Source organism: Enterovibrio qingdaonensis (genome assembly GCF_028683135.1).
In the GTDB taxonomy this organism is placed as follows: Bacteria; Pseudomonadota; Gammaproteobacteria; order Enterobacterales; family Vibrionaceae; genus Enterovibrio; species Enterovibrio qingdaonensis.
The window spans coordinates 1-450 of record NZ_JAJUBB010000076.1 but is presented as its reverse complement, the minus strand read 5'-3'; the positions used below and the strand labels follow the sequence as shown (position 1 = coordinate 450).

Sequence of the window (450 nt, the reverse complement as noted above, 5' to 3'; positions counted from 1 at the left end):
CTTCCCAAAACAGATGGACTTTTCAATACCTACATAGCGTCCAAAAGGTTCAATCTCGTTGAAAGAGTTACGTAGATAGAATCGAACGGCTTGAGTATTAACCCTTCGAGTTGACAGCAACACCTTTGTATACCCACGATTAAAAGCTTCAACTTCTAACTGGCTGAGAAGGAGACCGCCAGCGCCAGCACAATTAGAGTACATTCGTTTGAACTCACAAGTGTTTGGCTCGTAATACCTAAACACACCACAAGCAACTGCGATTTTGTTTACGTAAACGACAATACATCCATCTTTGTCAGGATCAAAATCGTCTACTGAAAATGAATTTTGGCCTGAGTCACCAGTGATATTCTTCAATTTCAAACTTAGCTCTGATGCCAATCCCCTGAAATCACAGTCACTAGGAGTTAGCCACTTACTCTCAAATTCCATAGTTCACATAACGCC

The 450-nt window shown here is 41.3% G+C and carries 1 protein-coding gene; it reads right to left on the bottom strand.

Going from position 1 to position 450, the window contains the following annotated elements; genetic code table 11:
* On the bottom strand, positions 1-366 hold a 366-nt coding region (locus LRP49_RS25180), incomplete at its 3' end, for a GNAT family N-acetyltransferase (protein ID WP_274146418.1).
* Positions 367-450: the final 84 nt, after the last annotated feature.